16 protein-coding genes are annotated in these 16,049 nt (G+C 65.5%); 8 read left to right on the plus strand and 8 right to left on the minus strand.

Annotated elements, in window-relative coordinates; all coding sequences use genetic code 11:
* The first annotated feature begins 2 nt into the window (after positions 1–2).
* The 3 genes from argE to ACN2XU_RS08230 all read left to right on the plus strand — a co-directional run bounded on the left by argE (position 3) and on the right by ACN2XU_RS08230 (position 4,065).
* Positions 3–1,157, plus strand: coding sequence for an acetylornithine deacetylase (gene argE / locus ACN2XU_RS08220; protein ID WP_419409937.1), 1,155 nt, complete (start codon positions 3–5; stop codon positions 1,155–1,157).
* Positions 1,154–2,497, plus strand: coding sequence for an NAD(P)/FAD-dependent oxidoreductase (locus tag ACN2XU_RS08225; RefSeq protein ID WP_419409938.1), 1,344 nt, complete (start codon positions 1,154–1,156; stop codon positions 2,495–2,497). The genes argE and ACN2XU_RS08225 overlap by 4 nt, the downstream gene beginning before the upstream one ends.
* Before the next feature lie 407 nt (positions 2,498–2,904).
* On the plus strand, positions 2,905–4,065 hold the full coding sequence (locus tag ACN2XU_RS08230) for a M20 aminoacylase family protein (protein ID WP_419409939.1): 1,161 nt from the start codon (positions 2,905–2,907) through the stop codon (positions 4,063–4,065).
* 263 nt (positions 4,066–4,328) lie between these two features.
* Here the strand turns inward: ACN2XU_RS08230 and rsgA are convergent, their stop codons facing one another.
* Positions 4,329–5,354, minus strand: a complete 1,026-nt coding sequence (gene rsgA, locus ACN2XU_RS08235) for a ribosome small subunit-dependent GTPase A (RefSeq protein WP_419409940.1) — start codon at positions 5,352–5,354, stop codon at positions 4,329–4,331.
* Positions 5,355–5,578: 224 nt separating this feature from the next.
* Between rsgA and ACN2XU_RS08240 the strand changes: the two genes are divergently transcribed.
* Together ACN2XU_RS08240 and ACN2XU_RS08245 are read left to right on the plus strand one after the other, a co-directional pair.
* Complete coding sequence (locus ACN2XU_RS08240) at positions 5,579–6,376, plus strand: glycosyl transferase (RefSeq protein WP_419409941.1); 798 nt, start codon at positions 5,579–5,581, stop codon at positions 6,374–6,376.
* A gap of 223 nt (positions 6,377–6,599) precedes the next feature.
* Positions 6,600–6,761: a hypothetical protein gene (locus tag ACN2XU_RS08245; RefSeq protein WP_419409942.1), complete on the plus strand. Its 162-nt coding sequence runs from the start codon at positions 6,600–6,602 to the stop codon at positions 6,759–6,761.
* Positions 6,762–6,895: 134 nt separating this feature from the next.
* Here ACN2XU_RS08245 and ACN2XU_RS08250 read toward each other — a convergent pair whose 3' ends face one another.
* Positions 6,896–7,504, minus strand: a complete 609-nt coding sequence (locus ACN2XU_RS08250; protein ID WP_419409943.1) for a thermonuclease family protein — start codon at positions 7,502–7,504, stop codon at positions 6,896–6,898.
* A gap of 311 nt (positions 7,505–7,815) precedes the next feature.
* Between ACN2XU_RS08250 and fabF the strand changes: the two genes are divergently transcribed.
* On the plus strand, positions 7,816–9,078 hold the full coding sequence (gene fabF / locus ACN2XU_RS08255) for a beta-ketoacyl-ACP synthase II (RefSeq protein ID WP_419409944.1): 1,263 nt from the start codon (positions 7,816–7,818) through the stop codon (positions 9,076–9,078).
* 4 nt (positions 9,079–9,082) lie between these two features.
* The gene (mltG, locus tag ACN2XU_RS08260) at positions 9,083–10,237 is read left to right on the plus strand and encodes an endolytic transglycosylase MltG (RefSeq protein WP_419409945.1); all 1,155 of its coding nucleotides are present in this window, start codon (positions 9,083–9,085) and stop codon (positions 10,235–10,237) included.
* 133 nt (positions 10,238–10,370) lie between these two features.
* Here mltG and ACN2XU_RS08265 read toward each other — a convergent pair whose 3' ends face one another.
* The 4 genes from ACN2XU_RS08265 to ACN2XU_RS08280 form a co-directional block, all read right to left on the minus strand.
* Positions 10,371–10,724, minus strand: a complete 354-nt coding sequence (locus ACN2XU_RS08265; protein ID WP_419409946.1) for a DUF2798 domain-containing protein — start codon at positions 10,722–10,724, stop codon at positions 10,371–10,373.
* A 343-nt stretch (positions 10,725–11,067) separates the two neighbouring features.
* Positions 11,068–11,733: an alpha/beta hydrolase gene (locus tag ACN2XU_RS08270; RefSeq protein ID WP_419409947.1), complete on the minus strand. Its 666-nt coding sequence runs from the start codon at positions 11,731–11,733 to the stop codon at positions 11,068–11,070.
* Positions 11,730–12,374 (minus strand): DNA-3-methyladenine glycosylase family protein, encoded by a 645-nt coding sequence (locus ACN2XU_RS08275; protein ID WP_419409948.1) that lies wholly within the window; start codon positions 12,372–12,374, stop codon positions 11,730–11,732. The genes ACN2XU_RS08270 and ACN2XU_RS08275 overlap by 4 nt, the downstream gene beginning before the upstream one ends.
* Positions 12,356–13,090 (minus strand): precorrin-6A/cobalt-precorrin-6A reductase, encoded by a 735-nt coding sequence (locus tag ACN2XU_RS08280; RefSeq protein ID WP_419409949.1) that lies wholly within the window; start codon positions 13,088–13,090, stop codon positions 12,356–12,358. The genes ACN2XU_RS08275 and ACN2XU_RS08280 overlap by 19 nt, the downstream gene beginning before the upstream one ends.
* A 100-nt stretch (positions 13,091–13,190) precedes the next feature.
* On the opposite strand from ACN2XU_RS08280, the gene ACN2XU_RS08285 reads away from it, so the two are divergent.
* Positions 13,191–14,435, plus strand: coding sequence for an MFS transporter (locus ACN2XU_RS08285; protein WP_419409950.1), 1,245 nt, complete (start codon positions 13,191–13,193; stop codon positions 14,433–14,435).
* Positions 14,436–14,544: 109 nt separating this feature from the next.
* Here ACN2XU_RS08285 and ACN2XU_RS08290 read toward each other — a convergent pair whose 3' ends face one another.
* Both ACN2XU_RS08290 and ACN2XU_RS08295 read right to left on the minus strand, forming a co-directional pair.
* A complete protein-coding gene (locus tag ACN2XU_RS08290) occupies positions 14,545–15,312 on the minus strand; it encodes a squalene/phytoene synthase family protein (protein ID WP_419409951.1) in 768 nt (255 codons plus the stop codon).
* Positions 15,309–16,031 carry a class I SAM-dependent methyltransferase gene (locus ACN2XU_RS08295; RefSeq protein WP_419409952.1) on the minus strand — a complete coding sequence of 241 codons (723 nt, stop codon included), beginning with the start codon at positions 16,029–16,031 and terminating at the stop codon, positions 15,309–15,311. Before ACN2XU_RS08295 ends, ACN2XU_RS08290 begins: the two co-directional genes overlap by 4 nt.
* Positions 16,032–16,049 lie beyond the last annotated feature (18 nt).

The raw sequence follows: 16,049 nt of genomic DNA on the forward strand, positions 1-16,049 counted from the left end.
CGATGGAACGCATGACGCCCCGCGAGATCATGGACCGGCTTGTCGGATTTCCGACGGTGAGCCGGGACAGCAACCTGCCGTTGATTGATTGGGTCGAGGCCTATCTTGCCGGGCACGGCATCCAGTGCCACAGGCATCTCAATGAAACCGCTGATAAGGCAGCGCTTTTCGCCCATGTCGGGCCGGACGTGGCGGGCGGTGTCGTGCTGTCGGGGCATACCGATGTGGTGCCGGTCGAGGGGCAGAGCTGGTCCAGCGACCCCTTCACCGTGACGGAACGGGATGGCAGGCTGTACGGACGCGGGTGCACCGACATGAAGGGGTTCGATGCGCTGGCGATCTGGGCAATGGTGGAGGCTCGGTACAGGGGCGTTGCGCGGCCGTTGCAGATCGCGCTGAGCTATGACGAGGAAATCGGCTGTACCGGCGCGCCGCCTCTGGTCAAGGCCATGGAAATATTGCCGAAAGCCAGTGATGTGATTGTCGGGGAGCCGACGATGATGAAGGCGGTGACGGGGCATAAGGGCGGGGTGACCTTCTGGGTGCATGTGCACGGCTTCGAGGTTCACAGCTCGCTGTTGCACACCGGGGTCAGCGCGATCATGTGGGGTGCCAAGCTGATTGATTGGGCCAACCATGTGAATGCCGCGCAGATGGCGGCGGAACCGGCTGGACTCGCGGCGCTTTTTGATCCGCCTTATACCAATGTCCACGTCGGTCAGGTACAGGGCGGCACGGCGCACAACATCGCGGCGAAAGACTGTGAATTCGGTCTTGGATTTCGGGTCGTGCCCGGCGAGGATCCGGACAGTTGGCGAGCGGCTTTTCACAGTAAGGTCAAAGCGTTGGAGGAGGAAATGCAGGCGATCCGGCCAGAGGCCTGGATCGAGACCGAGGAGAAGTTCAGCCTGCCGCCCTTTGCCCCGGTCGAGAACAACCCGGCGGAGGGGCTGGTGCGGCAGCTCACCGGAGATAATTCAGAGAATTTCGTGAGTTACGGGACAGAGGCGAGCCATTTTCAGGCCGGCGGCTATAACGTCGTGGTCTGTGGTCCTGGCAGCATCGACGTGGCACATCAGCCCGATGAGTATATCACGATCGCGCAGTTTACCGAGGGGCAGCGCTTCATGGAACGGCTTCTGGAGCGGCTGGCATGAGCTTTCCCATCCAGGATGACGGGCCTGTGGAGCACATGAGCACATTGCCGCAAGATGTTGATCTTGTAGTGATTGGTGGCGGTGTGATTGGCATCTGCACGGCGCTCTACGCGGTTCGGCAGGGGATGTCGGTGCTGGTTCTGGAGAAAGGGCGCGTTGCGGCGGAGCAGTCGAGCCGCAACTGGGGCTGGATCCGGGTGCAGGGGCGCGACCTCGCGGAAATCCCGATTGCCCTGGAAGCCCAGGACCTGTGGCAGGCGCTGGACCGGACGTGCGAGGGGCGCTTGGGCGTGCGGACCGTGGGGGTGACCTACCTGGCGCGGACCGGCAAGGAGATGGCAGGGTTCGCCGGGTGGCTGAAGCAGGCGGCCCCGCTTGGTGTTTCGTCCAAGCTATTGACGGATAAGGAAACCTCCGCGCTATTGGGAGAGCCAAAGGCGCCTTGGGTCGGGGCTCTGCATACGCCGACGGACATGAAGGGCGAGCCGTGGGTGGCCGTGCCGGAGCTGGCCCGGCTGGCTGCGTCCGAAGGGGCGCTGATCCGGGAGCGCTGCGCGGTGCGGGGGTTGCGTCGTTCGGATGGCCGCGTGACGGGGGTCGTGACCGAGGAAGGCGTGGTGGCCACGCGCCGCGTGGTGTTGGCGGGCGGGGCGTGGTCGAGCCTGTTCCTCCGGCGGCATGGCGTTGATATTCCACAGCTTTCAGTCAAATCCACGGTCATGGCGACGGCACCGTTGCCGCAGGTCGTGAACACGGCGGCGGTGGATTATCGCATGGCGTTCCGGCCGCGCGCGGACGGGGGGTATACGCTGGCACCGGCGGCCTTTGCAGAGCTGTTCGTCGGGCCGGATGCGGTGCGCCATCTGCGGCGCTATCTGCCGCTTGCGCTGTCCGGGGAATTCGATGTGAAACTGCGCGGACCGGCGCCCAGAGGCTATCCGGATGCCATTGGCACGGCGCGGCATTGGGCGGATGGCGAGCAAAGCCCGTTCGAGCGGATGCGCATTCTCAACCCTCCTCCAAATCATAGCAAGATCAAGGATTTGAAGGGCGACTTTGAAGCGATTTACCCGCAGGTTGGCGGAGTGGACAGCACGGCGGAATGGGCCGGAATGATCGACGTTTTGCCCGATGTGGTGCCTGTGGTGGACGAGGAACCGAGCATTCCGGGGCTGATCGTTGTGACGGGGATGTGCGGGCATGGGTTCGGCATCGGCCCGGCGTTCGGGCGGATCGCGGCGGATCTGGCGGCGGGAAAAGACACCGGCCATGACCTGAGCCGGTTTCGGATAATGCGTTTCCGCGATGGCACCAAACTGCAGTCGGGGCCGAACCTTTGAGCGGGGTGTTAACCCCTTGGCGCGGGCAGCGGGGTTAACGCCGCGTGCGGTGCGGTTAAGGCACCGTGCGCCCGCAACAGCGCGGCACATGATGGGGGTGCGGCGCGGTGCGCCACAACGCTGTCACAGTCATTAACCTTTCGGGTAGGGCCGTTAACCAGCGTTTGGTACGATTCGGGCGCAGTTTTGTACCAAACGCCAAAGCGGCTGTTTGAAGGGAGGCGCTTGACTGCCCTGACCGCGCGTGACGTTGCGTCAAAAAGGTTAACGGCTGTGCCGGGCAGGGATCGGAGCAGCGGAAGGAGTGCGGCGGTACAGCCACGCCGCCGGAGGGCACAACCCTTGCAGCCCGCCGTGGCGAGTGGCAGGGTTTGATCAAATTCCCAAAACAGACTCAGGAGCCTCTCATGCCCGTCAAGAACCGCTTTGCCGAATTGCAGCAAGACATCACTGCATGGCGCCGGGACATTCACGAAAACCCGGAAATCCTGTTCGAGACCCATCGCACCAGCGCGCTCGTCGCGGAGAAGCTGCGGGCGTTCGGCTGTGACGAGGTGACAGAGGGCATTGGGCGGACCGGCGTCGTGGGCGTGATCAAGGGCAAGTCCGACACGAGCGGCAAGGTCATCGGCCTGCGCGCCGATATGGACGCGCTGCCGATCCATGAGCAGACCGGCGTCGCGTATGCGTCCAAGACGGATGGCGCGATGCATGCCTGCGGTCACGATGGCCATACCGCGATGCTGCTTGGCGCGGCGCAATACCTGAGCGAGACGCGGAACTTCGACGGCACGGTGGTGGTGATCTTTCAGCCCGCCGAGGAGGGCGGCGGCGGCGGCAAGGAAATGTGCGATGACGGCATGATGGACCGTTGGGGCATTCAGGAGGTCTATGGCATGCACAACTGGCCCGGCGTGCCAGTGGGTAGTTTTGCCATTCGCCCCGGCGCCTTCTTTGCGGCGACGGATCAGTTCGAGATCACCCTTGAGGGCAAGGGCGGCCATGCGGCGAAACCGCAGGAAACGGTGGATACGACGGTGATGGCGAGCCAGCTGGTGCTGAGCCTGCAGACGATTTCGAGCCGCAATGCTGACCCGGTCGATCCGGTGGTGGTGTCCGTGACCTCCTTCGAGACCTCCTCGAAGGCGTTCAACGTGATCCCGCAGCGGGTGCACCTGAAAGGGACGGTGCGCACGCAGTCGAAGGAGATGCGGGCGCTGGCCGAAGAGCGGATCAAGGCGATTTGCGCCGGGGTGGCGGCGACCTTTGGCGGCACGGCGGATGTGACCTATCACCTCGGCTATCCGGTGATGGTGAACTCGGAGGAGCAGACCGCCTTTGCCGAGGACGTGGCGCGCTCGATTTCCGGTCAGTGCGATGAGGCGCCGATCGTGATGGGGGGCGAGGATTTCGCCTATATGCTGGAGGCGCGCCCGGGGGCCTATATCCTCGTGGGCAACGGCGAGACCGCGCCGGTGCATCACCCGGAGTACAACTTCAACGATGAAGCGATCCCGGCGGGCTGTTCGTGGTGGGCCGAAATCGTCGAGCAGCGTATGCCGGCGTGAACCGATTGATCGGCTGACCGACGCGGTGGCCCGGGGCGGGTGCGGGGCAGAGCCCCGCCCTACGGGCCGTTGCGCGAAGGGGAGACGGCGGTGTCCCGGCTCAGGTCTGGGCTGGTTCGGGGCTTGGTGGCCGCAGTCTTGCGGGCGCGGGCAGTGCCGGGCCTGGAGTTCGCCTTCGGGGCTGGCTTGGCTCTGGCCGGTATTGCCGAGGCCTGTCGCAGAAGGGGACGGACCGGTCGGGGCCGGGCCGTCCCTGCGTGATCCTACCGCTCCGGGTCGCGTTTGTGGCGGCTCTGCGCCTTGCCGCCTTTGACCATCTTGGCGAAGGCTTTGCCGCGTGCCCGTTGCCGCGCGATGGAAGCGGTGTTGCGGGTGTCTTCGGCTTCGAGTTTGCGCCAGCGGGTCAGGCGCTCCGGGTCCAGGTCGCCGGCCTCGATGGCGGAGCGGACGGCGCAGCCGGGTTCGGAGACATGCTCGCAATTGCGGAATTTGCACTGGCCCGCGAGCACCATCAGATCGTCAAAAATCTCCTCGATGCCGTCGGCCATATCGGCCAGTTGCAGCTCGCGCATGCCCGGCGTGTCGATCAGCCAGCCGCCCGTGAGCGTTGGAACAAGGCTGCGGAAGGTGGTGGTGTGGCGGCCCTTGGCGTCATCCTCGCGGATGTCCTGCGTCGCTGCCGTCTCGCCGGTCAGGCGATTGCGCAGCGTGGTCTTGCCGACGCCGGAGGAGCCGAGAAGGGCGAGGGTCTGGCCATTGCCGCTCCATGGATGCAGGCGGGCGACGTCCTCTTCGTCCTTGGCGTTGATGGCGAGCGCGGTGATCAGCGGCGAAAGGCTTTGCGCCGCCTTGATAAAGGGCGCGGGATCGTCGCATTTGTCCGGCTTGGTCAGGATGATCAGCGGCAGGCAATCGGCGGTCGCGGCGAGGGCGAGATAGCGTTCGAGCCGGGCGAGGTTGAAGTCCTCGTTGCAGCTGCTGACGATGCCGAGGGTGTCGACATTGCCCGCGATACGCTGGGTGTAGTGGACGTGGCCGGCGGCCTTTCGGGAGAGGTTGCCGCGCGCGTCAAGGCGGCGCAGCGCCTGCGTGCCGTCGGTCAGAACCCAATCGCCCACGGCGTAGTTGCCCGCCGCTTCGGTGGGGATAAGGCGCATGGGCCCTTCGGTCGAGAGGACGCGCAGGCGGTCGCGCTGGACCTCGTTGACGCGGGCGGGGGTGAGATGGGTTTCGTCCGGGGCGATCTGATCGGCGAAGAAGTCCGACCATCCGAGGCCGGTGAGTGTCATGTTGGACAATGTCTTGATCCCTTGGAGACATGGCAAAAGGCCCCGCATCGTGCGGGGTGTGCGGTGGTCTCGGGCCTCATGCGCGGGGCGCGGCGGCCCGGAGGGATGAGACAAGCTCCATCAAATCTCCGGCGTTGGTTGCGGCTGCAAGATAGGCGCGGCGCGGTGTCTGGTCAATCGCAGGGCGGGTTGGTAGAGCAGGCGGAGACAAAAGCGAGGCCGGAATGCAACCCGTCAATATCATGTGCATCAAGTGGGGCACGCTGTTTGGCCCGGAATATGTCAACCGGCTGTACTCCGGGGTGCGGCGCAATCTGTCGCGTCCGGTGCGGTTTATGGTCATGACGGAACAGGCCGAGGGGCTGCACCCCGATATCGAGGTGCTCGATCTGCCGGTGGAGCCCTTCGCCGAGCCGATGGCGCAGGCGCTGGCGGTGGCGAACCGGCAGGGGGCGATGCGCAAGGTGTCCTTGTTCCGGCCCGGATTGGTGCCGGATCTGCAGGGGCCGGTTCTGGGCTTTGATCTGGATGTGGTGATCACCGGGTCATTGGACGAGATCGTGGCGCTCGCGCCGGGGACGGTGGCAATGCGCCATGACTGGACCGAAAAACGCAAAGGGCGGCCTACCGGGCACGGCTCCGTGTTTCGGTTCGATCCGGCGGTGCACGGGTTCTTGTACGAAGACCTCGCGGCGGATGCCTATGGGGAGGTGGAAAAGGCGCGCGGCTCCGAGCAGCGCTATACCTCACACAAGGCGATGGACCGGGGGTGTTTCACCTATATTCCGGGGGAGTGGGTGGTGTCGTTCAAATACGACTGCAACCCGTTTCCGGGGAATTGGTTTCATGCACCCCGTTTGCCCGCCGATGCGCGGGTTGTGTGTTTCCATGGGCGTCCGAAGATGACGGATGCGCTGGAGGGGTGGAACGGGTCGTTCATCCGGCACTCGAAGCCTTGCGATTGGCTGCGCGACCACTGGATCGACCGGTCGAAGGCGGATCTGGGGCCGGATTGGGCTTGAGGCAGCGCTGCGCGCCGGCACCGTGTTGGGAAGAGATGGTGTTTATGCGGATTTCACGGTCTGCGCCCTGAAATTTACGGATTATTTACCACCTCAACGATAGGTTGAAAGGAAGATCGGCTGTGTTCCTGCTCCTGGCAGGCGGCGCAGGTCCGGTTCGAAACGCATCCTCGCTCAAAGAGGTAACTGGGCGCAGCGATCCTACCCATAGTGAGTGTAGCCCGTGGCCCGCCGTGTCCTTTCCCTGCTTCGTGATGTCTTTCGTCTGTTTGCCTATGTGGCCATGCTCATGGTTCTGGCGACGGTGTGCATTGTGATGATACTGACCGAGACCTCGAAGCCTGCTCAGGCAAGCGCGCTGGTCAAGCCCGTCCCGCGAGGGTGATGGACGGTTCACCGGAGCGTTGCACGCAGACTTGCGCAATCGGCGTGGACGGTCCTTGCGCGAACCCGCGCGTTTTGCCCTCTGCGCGGTCTCGGTTGCCACGGCGTGCGGATCAGATGGCTGGCGTGGGTCGTCTATTCCGCTTGTGACGTCTTGCGCGCGTTTTGCCGGGCCTCGAATTTTTCCCAGACATGCATCCGACCCTTCTGCCGCGCGTCCGCCAGCCACAGCTTCTTGCGGGCCTCCGGACGCTCAAGCGAGCGATACACGCCACCGGAGAATTTTGGCCAGTCTATGGCGAGGCCAAGCTTGACCATTTCCGCCGAAAGATCCCGACCATCGGGAAGCCGGCATTTGGCGACAACACGGCCATGCGTATCCTGATCGGTGACCTCTGCCTCAATTGTCTGCCCCTTGCACAATTTGACAAGCGCCCATTTTGACGTCTTGCCATAGGGATGATTCATTTCGGGTGCGTCCACGCCGAATAACCGAATTTGGTTTTTCCTGATGACCAGTGTGTCACCATCAACGATATAGGCCGGCCCGCGAAGCGTGATCTTTTCTGGTGTTGGTTCGGCGGTTGTCGCATCAAAGGGGGCCGTCTTTGGAACAGCGATCGACGCCGGTGCCGGATTCTTCCTCTCCGGTGGTGTCCGGGCTTCTGCCGGGCGTTTCGGCGTCTGTCTCTCAGGCCTGCCGCGGAAAAATAGGACGAGGGCAATGAGGACGATGGCGATCATGACTATGGTTTGCAATGGACGTGGTCTTTCTTATTTCAAACGTATTTCCAAAAGGGCCCGTCTTTCGATTTGGGCCAAGCGGTCCGATTTACGAGATTTGACCATATTGGATTTGCCATCCGATAAAGTACAGAGGCGGGCCGGCGGAAATGGGAGGCGTGGCCGTGGTTTCCGGGTGAGGCGGGTCTGCGGCGCGGAACGCAGGCTGTTCCAGCAAAAACCCGCCTCTCCAACGGCGACCCGCACCCTTGCCCCCGAAGACCCTGTCAGGCTATAGGCAAGCCCGAGGATATACGAGGAAGGGCAGAGCCATGGGCCGACGCGTCGTTGTTACAGGACTGGGACTGGTCACACCGCTGGCAAGCGGAGTCGAGGAGACCTGGACCCGTCTGCTCGCAGGGCAGTCCGGAGCGGGCACGATCACCAAGTTCGATGCCAGCCATCTGGCCACGAATTACGCCTGTGAGGTGCCGTACGGTGACGGCAGCGATGGCACCTTCGATCCCAACGCCTATCTGGACAAGAAAGAGCAGCGCAAGGTCGATGAGTTCATCATGTTCGGCATGGCGGCGGCGGCGCAGGCTGTGGCGGACAGCGGATGGCAGCCGGAAGATGATGAGGCGCGCGAGCGCACCGGCGTGATGATCGGCTCCGGCATTGGCGGGCTGAACTCGATTGCCGAGACGGCACTGCTGATCAAGGAGAAGGGGCCGCGCCGAGTGTCGCCGTTCTTTATTCCCGGCGCGCTGATCAACCTGATTTCCGGCAACGTGTCGATCAAGTACGGCTTCAAGGGGCCGAACCACGCGGTTGTGACGGCCTGTTCGACCGGCGCCCATGCCATCGGCGATGCGGCGCGGCTGATCAAGTATGGCGATGCGGATGTGATGCTGGCGGGCGGCGCGGAGGCGGCGATCTCCGAGATCGGAATCGCGGGCTTCAACGCCTGCAAGGCGCTGTCGACGAAGCGCGGCGACGATCCCACGAAAGCCTCGCGCCCCTATGACGCGGACCGCGACGGGTTCGTGATGGGCGAGGGCGCGGGCGTTGTCGTTCTTGAGGAGTACGAACACGCCAAGGCGCGCGGCGCGAAGATCTACGCCGAGGTTTGCGGCTACGGTCTGACCGGTGATGCCTATCACATCACGGCCCCGTCCGAGAGCGGCGAGGGCGGCGAGCGCTCGATGCGCAAGGCCCTGAAGGATGCCGGGCTGGAGCCATCGCAGATTGATTACATCAACGCCCATGGCACCTCGACCATGGCCGACACGATCGAACTTGGCGCGGTGGAGCGGATGCTCGGCGAGGCGGCGCATACGGCGACGATGTCCTCGACCAAATCGGCCACCGGGCATCTGCTTGGCGCGGCGGGGGCCATCGAGGCGGTATTCAGCATCCTGGCGATCCGCGACCAGGTGGCTCCGCCGACGATCAACCTCGACAATCCGGCGGTTGAGACGCCACTGGATCTCGCGCCGAATGCCAAACGTGAACGGGCGATCACCTATGCGCTGTCGAACAGCTTTGGATTCGGCGGCACGAACGCCTCTGTGATCTTCGGGAAAGTGAGCTAAGCCCATGTGGCGCAACATCGCTTCGAACGCGCTGACCTTCCTGGTTGTCGCGGTGTTCCTCCTTGGCGGCGTCCTGATCTGGGCGCAGAACGAGTATCACGCGGAGGGCCCGCTGGACCAGGCGATCTGTCTTGAGGTGCCGCGTGGCACCAACATGAAGCGGGTCTCCGAGGATCTCTCCGAGCGCGGGGCGGTGTCCAGCGCGGTGATGTTGCGGCTGGGGGCGGATTACACCGACCGGACGCAGCGGTTGAAGGCGGGCAGCTATCTGGTGCCGGATGGCGCGAGCATGTCGCAGATCGTGGATATCGTGACCAAGGGCGGCGCGAGCACCTGCGGCACCGAGGTGGTCTATCGCATCGGCATCACGCGGGCGAGCGTCGAAGTGCGCGAGATCGACCCGGCAAGCGGCCGCTATGAGGAAAAGGCGGAGTTCGTGCCCGGCGAGGACGACATTCCGCAGGTCTATGCTCAGGTGCGCGAGAAGAGCGACACGCGCTATCGCGTGACGCTGGCCGAGGGCGTGACGAGCTGGCAGGTGGTGCAGGAGCTGGGGCTGGTCGATGTGCTGGACGGAGAGGTCGCGGTGCCCCCAGAGGGCAGCCTGGCGCCGGACAGCTACGAGATCGCACCGGGTGACACGCGGGCGAGCGTGATCCGCCGGATGCAGGACGCGCAGGAGGTCATCCTGGCGCAGGCCTGGGCGGATCGTGCGGATGGCCTGCCGCTGGACAGCCCGGAGGAGGCGCTGATCCTGGCTTCGATCATCGAGAAGGAGACCGGCGGGCCGGAAGAGCGCTTTGATGTGGCGTCTGTCTTCGTGAACCGTCTCGACCGGGGGATGCGCCTGCAGACAGACCCGACGGTGATCTATGGCATCACCAAAGGCGAGGGACCGCTGGGGCGCGGCCTGCGGGCGTCAGAGCTGCGCCGCGAGACGCCGTGGAACACCTATGTGATCCCGGGCCTGCCGCCGACCCCGATTGCGAACCCGGGCCGGGCAAGCATCGAAGCGGCGCTGAACCCGGCGAGCACGGATTACATCTACTTCGTGGCCAAGACTCTGGACCCCCGCGACGGGCATAACTTTGCCGAAACGCTGGAAGGGCATAACGCCAACGTGGCGGCCTACAGGCGGCTCGAAGCGGAACGGAACTGACTGAGGGCGCGACTTCCGGCCGCCCCGACTGAGCCTGCGGCTCAGCGGCCCGCCCTCCAGTCCACGCCCGGCGAACACACGCGGACAGAAACGAGCGGTCTTCGGCACGGTCAGTGGCGAAGACCGGAGTTCATCAGCGCGCGGGCCGCGTCGCGCGGGCAGCCAGAGCGAAGGCAAGGGGCGTGATGATCTGGGTCAGGACAAAGGCAAAGGGCCAGGCAATGAGGGCCTGCCGGGGCCAGCCCGCCAGCCATTCGGCGCCGGGTCCCACGGCAATGAGGGACATGATGCCCGACATCGAGACGGCCATGAGGATGGTGATGATCAGCTGAGCGATCAGAAGCGTTTTGCGATCCATGGTGTATGGTTCCATATTGCGGTCGGACGGGCAGTCGAACTCCCCGGCACCGACCCAGTTGAGGTCGATGCCGCGGGTTCGCGCACAGGCGCGACTGATCTCTGACAGGCAGAGGGCCGGAATAACCAACCGGCCTCGCAATCTTTTCGGCTTTTGCGGTTTAGGACCGGTCTGTACCGGGCGCAACCGTGATCTTGCGGCGCGCGCAGAAAATGGACCGCGTGAATTTGACCGGGCTGTCCCGAGGGGGCAATCCCGGATGTTCGAAGCGGCGCTTTTCCCAAGTCGGAAGGGAGTATTTGTCAAAGAGAAGAAGCAGGGGCACGGTGCGGATGGATGCGGGCTGTCCTGCTTCTTCTCTTTCATAAATACTCAGAATCGGCGGGACGAATGGGCCGTCGCCGCCGTTTGTCAGGTGGCGGGCCGGACGTTTTAAGGGTTCCGGTCCGATGTCTTGAGCCGAAATCTGTGCTCAGAAGCCACATTTGTCGCGCAGGAAGGCGAGGGCGACGCCAAGGCCGTCGGGTGAGATGCCGTGCGCCGTGCCTTCCATGACATGGGCGTAGATCTCTTTCCAGCCCGCCTCCTGCAGCGCTTCGGCGGCCTGGGGCATGGATTGTGGCGGCACGACGTCATCCTGATCGCCATGGATCAGCAGCACCGGCGGGCGCGAGATCACCTCGTCCGCGAGCAGGTCCGGTTCGAGAAGGCGGCCGGAGAAGCCGACAATGCCGGCCAGGGCGTCTTCGCGGCGCGGGCCGACGTGCAGGCTCATCATCGTGCCCTGGGAAAAGCCGACCAGCGCCACCTGTTCCGGCATCAGGTCTTCGTCCACCATGAGCGCGTCGAGGAAGGCGTTGAGGTCGTCCACGGCGCGTGCCATGCCGGCACGGGCTTCTTCTTCGGAGGAGCTGTCGATCCAGGGGATCGGGAACCACTGGAAACCCATGGGCGAGCCTGCGCAGGTCTCCGGCGCATCGGGCGCGACAAAGAGTGTGTCGGGCAGGTGTTCGCCCAAGGGATCGGCCAGCCCGAGCAGGTCGGCGCCGTTCGCGCCATAGCCGTGTAGGAAGACCACGCAGGATCGGATGTCACCGGAGACCGGCGCTTTGCGTCCGGTTTGAAGCACACGTGTCACAGGATACCCTCTCTGTTTTTCTCAACATGGTAGTAGGCCCAGAGGATGCGCGCCGCAACCGATCTCCATGGCGACCAGTCTTCGGCCATCTGGCGCAGGGCGCGGTCCTTTGGTCGGTCCGGCAGCTCGAAGAGCAGGCGCGCGCCTTCCTGCAGAGCGAGATCGCCGGGGGCGAAGACATCGGCGCGGCCGAGGCTGAACATGGCGTAGATTTCCGCGGTCCAGATGCCGATGCCCTTGACGGCGGTCAGGGTTTTGACGACGTCGGCGCTGGGGGCGCGGCGCAGGGCGTCGAAGTCGATGTCGGCCTCGGCCAGTGCGCGGGCGTAGGCGGCTTTCTGGCGGCTGAGGCCGAGGGCGCGCAGATCCTCCTCGGGCGTCGTGTGGATGGCCTGCGGGCTGGTCATGCCGGCGGTTTCGAGTTTGCTCCAGATGGCGCGGGCGGAGGCGACGCTGACCTGTTGGCTGACGATGGCGGAGAGCAGCTGGGCAAAGCCATCGGGGCGCAGGCGCAGGGGCAGAGGGCCGGTCTGGCTCAGGGCATAGGCAAAGCGCGGGTGGCGGTCCGCGAGCCATGCGGCGCCTTCGGCGATGCAGTGATCGCCGGTGATGATGCGTTCGGTCAGAGCCGGGGCAGCCATGCCAGCGCCTCCTCGATGGTTTGTACGCGCGGCCCGCCCGGACGGCGGGGGCGGTCGACCATGGCCACGGGCAGGCCGAGGTGCCGCGCCGCCGCGAGTTTGGGCCAGCCGCCGGGTCCCCCTGCATTGCGCAGCAGCAGCCAGTCGATCCGGTTCCTGCGCAAGAGCGCGATTTCATGGGCGACGGTGAACGGACCCTGACTGCGGAGGTAGCGCCCGCGCCGCAGCGGGAAACCCGTGGGCGCGGGGCCGATGCGGCGCACGAGGGCGGTTGCGCGCAGTGGCCTGAGCGCGGAGAGCTCGGCGCGTCCCAGGGTGATCAGCACGCGGGCGCTTGCGGGGATCACATGTCCCGCCGCTTCGGGGCGGGGCAGCGCGGTCCAGCGGTCGCGCGGGCCGGGCTGCCATGGCGGGCGGAGCAGTTGCAGGCGGGGCAGGCCAAGCTGTGCCGCGGCGCGGGCGGCGGCGAAGGCGGTGGCGGCATCGCAGGGGTGCGCGGCCTCGATCACGGCGCGGGCGCCGGTGGCGCGCAGCCAGTCCGCCGTCACCGGTCCATGGCTGAGCGGATTGGTCCAACTCTGCGCCACGCGCTCGTGCGCTGTCAGCCTGACACAGGCATCCGGCAGCGCCGCCGCCAGATCCCGCGCCTCCGCCGCGCCGCCAATGATCACGATCCCGCTCATGTCCCAGCGATAGCGGGGCGGCCTGCGGGTCACAAGCGCGGTCTCGGGGGGTACAATTTATTTGTACCAATCCGGGGGGTGCGGTGACATTCCCCTCTTGCGATACGTATCGCCGCCGCCTACCCATTGCGGCATGAGCGATATCACCATACAGACCGCAGACACGAAGGCCCGGCGCAATGTTGCCGTGCTGGTGCTGGCGCAGGCCATCCTTGGCTCGCAGATGCCGATGATCTTTACCGTCGGCGGGCTTGCCGGTCAGGCGCTGACCACCAATCCCTGTTTCGCGACGCTGCCGATTTCGCTGATCGTGCTGGGCTCCATGCTGTCGGCGACGCCGCTGTCGGCGCTGATGCAGCGATATGGCCGCCGCGCCGGGTTCTGGGCCGGGGCGGCGGGGGGTGCGCTTGGCGGTCTGATCTGTTTCTACGGGCTTTATATCGCGTCGTTTCCGGTCTTCCTGATCGGATCGCTCTGCACCGGGGTCTACATGTCGGCGCAGGGGTTCTATCGCTTTGCCGCTGCCGATACCGCCTCGGACGATTTCCGCCCGAAGGCGATTTCCTATGTCATGGCGGGCGGGCTCATCTCGGCCTTCATCGGGCCGCAGCTGTCGAAGGTGGGCGCCGGTCTGATCGAGAGCCCCTCGGCGGTGGTGTCGTCCTTTGCCGGGATCTATCTGTTCGTGGTGACGCTGAATGTGCTCGGCTCGCTGTTGTTTCTGTTCCTCGACATCCCCAAGCCGCCGATTCCTGCGGAGGACGCGCCGCGCGGGCGCAGCCGGATGGAGCTTCTCAAGACGCCGCGCATCGCCGTGGCGGTGATCTGCGCCATGGTGTCCTATGCCCTGATGAACCTCGTGATGACCTCCACGCCGCTGGCGGTGGTGGGCTGCGGGTTCGAGCAGAACACGGCGGCGGATGTGGTGTCGGCGCATGTCATCGCCATGTTCCTGCCGTCGTTCTTTACCGGCCATCTGATTGCGCGCTTTGGCGTGGAAAAGATCCTGGCCACCGGGCTTGTCATCCTTGCCGGTGCGGGAGCCGTGGCGCTGTCGGGCGTGGCGCTGGAGAATTTCTTCATCGCGCTGGTGCTGCTCGGGCTTGGCTGGAACTTTGGGTTCATCGGCGCGACCACCATGCTCGCCGGGGCGCATGAGGCGCACGAGCGGGGGCGGATGCAGGGGCTGAACGATCTGCTGGTGTTCGGCGGCGTCACCTTTGCCTCGCTGGCGTCGGGCGGGTTGATGAACTGCTCGGGTGGCACGGCGCAGGAAGGCTGGACCGCGGTGAACCTCGCAATGGCACCGTTCCTCGTACTGGCGGGCGGGGCGCTGATCTGGCTGGTGCTGCGTCCGAAGGACGAGGCCGCGGCGTAGAGCCGGAGCGGATCAAAAATTCCAGGGAATTTTTGTCTGGGGGCGCTGCCCCCGCCCTGCGGGCCCCCCGGGGATATTTTTGCAGAGAAGAAGCGGACGCGCGGTCGCGTCAGACCAGCGTCGCGGCGATCAGGCGCGCGCGTTTCTGGAATTCGCTGAGGGCGAGGGTGCCGTTTGCGACCCGTTGCGGGCTTGCTGCGGCGCGTTTCAGCAGCGGTTTGGTTTGCCAGGCGGCCAGGGTGGCCGCGCGGGGTGGGGCTGGGTGCCGTCGGGCCGTGGTGAGCCGTTCGAGTCCGGCGCAGGCGAGCCGCGCAACGGCCTCCGGCGTGCCTTCGGGCAGAGGTTGGCGATTGCGGCTTTCGAGGGTTGGAACGGCGCGGAAATAGCTGGCCAGCCCACTGGCGGTGCCGATCTGCTGCGCGGCGGTCAGATCCGTGGCGCCGAGCGCGCGCGCCGTGGCGGCCATGAGCGCACCGCCGGTTTTTTCAAGGTAATCCCAAAGCGCGGCCTCGTCCGCGAAGGGGGCGCGTTCGATGTCGAGCCGCCGTGCCTCCACCAGATCCTGCAGCAGCGCGGCGCCCTGCGCATCCAGCACCAGTGCAAGCGGCGTGACGACCTCGTGCCGTCGCACCATGCCCCCGGCGCGGATCTCCTCAAGGGCATCCCACCACCATTGCAGGCGCATCTGCGCGATCATCGGCTCCTGCGTCACCCAAGGCGCACGGCTGACCTCGACGTTGAAGGCGTAGAGCGGAAACAGCGCGGTGCGCGCCTGCACCGGCGCGGCCATGGTGGCGGCAAAGCGTTCCGGGTCGCCTTGTTCGGTCAGCCGGGCGCAGGCGACGAGGTCGGGGTTGTCGGCGAAGGGATCGGTCATGGTCGGGCGCGCAGCACGCTCAGCGCATAGCCGAACGTGTCGTTGTTGGCGCGCCAGAGCGCGGCTTCGGCCTCGGCCGCGTCAAGCACGGCGCACAGGGCCGGGTCTGCCCCCGCCCGCAGTGTGGCGATGTGCTGCTCAAGCGGCCCGTAATAGGCCTCCCAGGAGGCGCGGGGCAGCATCTTTTGCGCGGCAATCTCGAAGCCTTCGGCCTCGATGATGCCATTGAGCCGGCCAACCGTGCCTATGGCGGGATACTCCGCCTCAAGCGCTTCGCGGACCGGGGCCGGGGGTTGCGGCACGCGGAAGACCAGTTCGGAGAAACACAGCAGGCCGCCGGGGGCGAGCTTGCCGCGCATGATCTCCAGCCCCGCGCGCAGACCGAGGAAATAAAGCGCCCCAGCGCACCAGATCACGTCAAACGGCCCCTCAGCCGCCGCCATGTCGTCTTGGATCAGCGTCACGCGGCTGTCGCGGCCCCAGCGTCGGGCCGCCCGCTCGACAAAGGGGGCGTGCGTCTCGATCGCCGTGACATGGCCGCCCGGCGCCGTGGCCAGCAAGAGGGGCGCGATGTCCGCGCCCGGACCGCAGCCCGCGTCCAGCACCCGCGCGCCGGGTTTCACCCCGGCAACGCCAAGCGCCCAGGCCACATCCTCCGGCCGCCCCGGACCCTCCCGGGGCAAATCCTTGTGCAACTCGAAAAACGCAGACACATCCATACCGCACTCCACCCAACA

This window comes from Pacificoceanicola niger, from assembly GCF_048553275.1.
GTDB lineage: Bacteria > Pseudomonadota > Alphaproteobacteria > Rhodobacterales > Rhodobacteraceae > Pacificoceanicola.